The following is a 2,690-nucleotide window of genomic DNA, read 5'->3' on the forward strand; positions in this document are numbered from 1 at the left end:
ACAAATAGTTATGTTGTTAGTCAGTGAAGTTATTATTGCCAATCCGCAGGCGGATTCTTTCGAAGAATTGGTCGATATTCTTAAAGCTGTTTCAAAAGCGTCAGACGAACGTTTTTTCCGTATGGATGTTAAGCCTGATTATCATGACACGCCTGAAAATTGGGAAGACCGATTAGAAGCAGCTTTTTACTAGAGAATTATTATGGGAAAATATTTAAACAAAGAACAAATTTTTGACGCTGAAGGCGGCGAAGATATGTACGCTAACGAAGAGCAGTTGGTTGCTCGACTAGAGTTTTTCGATGCGCAGTTGGCCGATCAAACACCTGACACACCGGTTGAAGAGCGCATTAATACCTTGCTTGAAATTGCTCGCATTCAAGTGGAGCGTTACAAGGGTGCTGACGCTTGGGAAAAGGCCATGTTGGCCTTTGATCTAGCCAAGGAAAATGAATTATGGGAATACGCCACCGAAGCTTGTGATGCGATGTTTTTGTCTGAAGGGCCAGAGGCTCTGAAAGCACTAGGTCATGCGTTGTGGTTAGGTATTACTTTCCCCATTGATCCAGAGCTGACTGTGGCCACACTACAGCATTTGGTAGAAGAATCTCCTAAAGGCGCAGACACTAAAGCTTATGCAGCAGCAACTGCACATTACATTGTTTCTATCAGACGTGGTGCAGACGATGATTTAACCTTTTTTGCCTCTCAAATGATCGCCTCAGTGGCTGATGAGCATTCTCATGTGACTGACCAATCTACGTTTGATTTATGGCGCAAAACGTTGCAGCTTGATAAGCCCGAGGTATTTTTAGCTAAAATGTCGAGTGCTGTTGAACAATTAGTGGGTGACAGTTGGTGGGTTGATCGTGACGCCATTAGGGCAAAGCTTGATGCAGAAGGCAAATAGATGAACATCAAGGTCTGTGGTTTTACGCAAGCGCAAAATGCACGCGACGCTGCCATGCTCGGGATTGACGCCATTGGCCTGGTTTTTTATGAACAGTCGCCTCGCTATGTCGAAACCGCACAAGCGTTAGAAATTATTCAAGCATTGCCTCCGTTTATCAGTCGGGTTGGATTGTTTGTCAATGCAGACGCTCATTTTATCGATGAGGTGTTGTGCGAGGTGCCATTAGATACCTTGCAATTTCATGGCGATGAAACACCGCAAGCATGCGAACAGTATGCCATGCCATTTATTAAAGCCTTGCGAGTGAATGAGCAGACTAATATTGTTCAACTGGCGCAAGACTACCAGCAGGCAAGTGGTTTATTGTTAGATGCTTATAATCCTAATGTCTATGGCGGAACAGGCGAGCAATTTGACTGGTCATTGGCGAATGTTGAAATCGACTTGCCAATTATTTTAGCGGGCGGTCTAAGTCCAGAAACCGCCCATCAAGCGGTGAGCCAAGTTAACCCTTATGCGCTCGATGTTTCTAGTGGTGTGGAAAGCGCCAAAGGCATTAAGGATATTGAAAAAATCAAGCAATTTATGACACAGGCAAATTTATGAGTAATTACAACTTACCGGATGATAAAGGCCATTTCGATCAATTTGGCGGGTCTTTCATGCCAGAAACATTGGTTACAGCGGTTACTGAACTTAAGGATGCTTATGAAAAATTTAAAGATGATCCTGAATTTTTAGCTGAATTTGAGCATGACTTAAAGCATTATGTGGGTCGCTCAACGCCGCTTTATCATGCGCAAAATTTGAGTAAGCAATTAGGCGGTGCGCAGATACATTTAAAGCGAGAAGATTTAAATCATACAGGCGCTCATAAAGTTAACAACACTATTGGTCAAGCATTACTGGCAAAACGTCTTGGCAAAACTCGTATTATTGCTGAAACGGGTGCGGGCCAACACGGCGTTGCAACCGCAACCGTGGCAGCGCGCTTAGGGCTGGAATGTGTGGTTTACATGGGCGAGGTTGATGTTGCTCGTCAAGCTTTGAATGTTTTTAGAATGAAGCTTTTGGGTGCGACGGTTGTTCCGGTATCTTCGGGCTCAAAAACCCTGAAAGACGCACTCAATGAAGCCATGCGAGATTGGGTAACCAATATTGATAACACGTTTTATATTATTGGTACTGTAGCAGGTCCGCATCCTTATCCAATGATGGTGCGTGATTTTCAATCAATTATTGGTAAAGAAGCCAAAACGCAATTTGCTGATCAAGTTGGCGGTCTGCCGGATGCATTAGTCGCTTGTGTTGGTGGCGGATCGAATGCAATCGGCTTATTTCATGAGTTTATTGACGATTCGTCAGTGGAAATTTATGGTGTAGAGGCAGCCGGACATGGTCTTGACAAAGGTCCGACAGCACACGCCGCCCCTTTGTGCGCAGGCAATATAGGTGTGCTGCATGGCAATAGAACTTATTTAATGGAAGATGAAAATGGTCAGATAATTGAAGGCCATTCAATTTCAGCCGGATTAGACTATCCAGGCGTAGGTCCAGAGCATGCTTATTTGAAAGATTCAGGCCGTGCACAATACGTGGCCATTACCGACGAAGAAGCGCTTGATGCATTCCATACGCTAACTAAAGTTGAAGGCATTCTTCCAGCGTTAGAATCCTCACATGCGGTAGCTTATGGCATTAAGTTGGCACAACAGCTTGGCAAGGATAAAAATATTATTATTAATCTCTCAGGTAGAGGTGATAAGGATATTCATAC

At 44.0% G+C, this 2,690-nt stretch carries 4 protein-coding genes; all 4 read left to right on the forward strand.

Annotated features, from left to right (window positions below; translation table 11 throughout):
• On the forward strand, window positions 1-193 hold a 193-nt coding region (locus PSN35_RS06900; RefSeq protein WP_367183410.1), incomplete at its 5' end, for a sulfur relay protein DsrC.
• A 9-nt stretch (window positions 194-202) separates the two neighbouring features.
• On the forward strand, window positions 203-910 hold the full coding sequence (locus PSN35_RS06905) for a hypothetical protein (protein WP_300031327.1): 708 nt from the start codon (window positions 203-205) through the stop codon (window positions 908-910).
• Window positions 911-1,519 (forward strand): phosphoribosylanthranilate isomerase, encoded by a 609-nt coding sequence (locus tag PSN35_RS06910; protein ID WP_300031329.1) that lies wholly within the window; start codon window positions 911-913, stop codon window positions 1,517-1,519.
• Window positions 1,516-2,690 (forward strand): tryptophan synthase subunit beta (gene trpB / locus PSN35_RS06915; RefSeq protein WP_300031331.1); only part of this gene is annotated, 1,175 nt, incomplete at its 3' end. The genes PSN35_RS06910 and trpB, both read left to right, overlap by 4 nt.

This window comes from Candidatus Thioglobus sp. (assembly GCF_028599055.1).
Lineage (GTDB): Bacteria > Pseudomonadota > Gammaproteobacteria > PS1 > Pseudothioglobaceae > Thioglobus_A.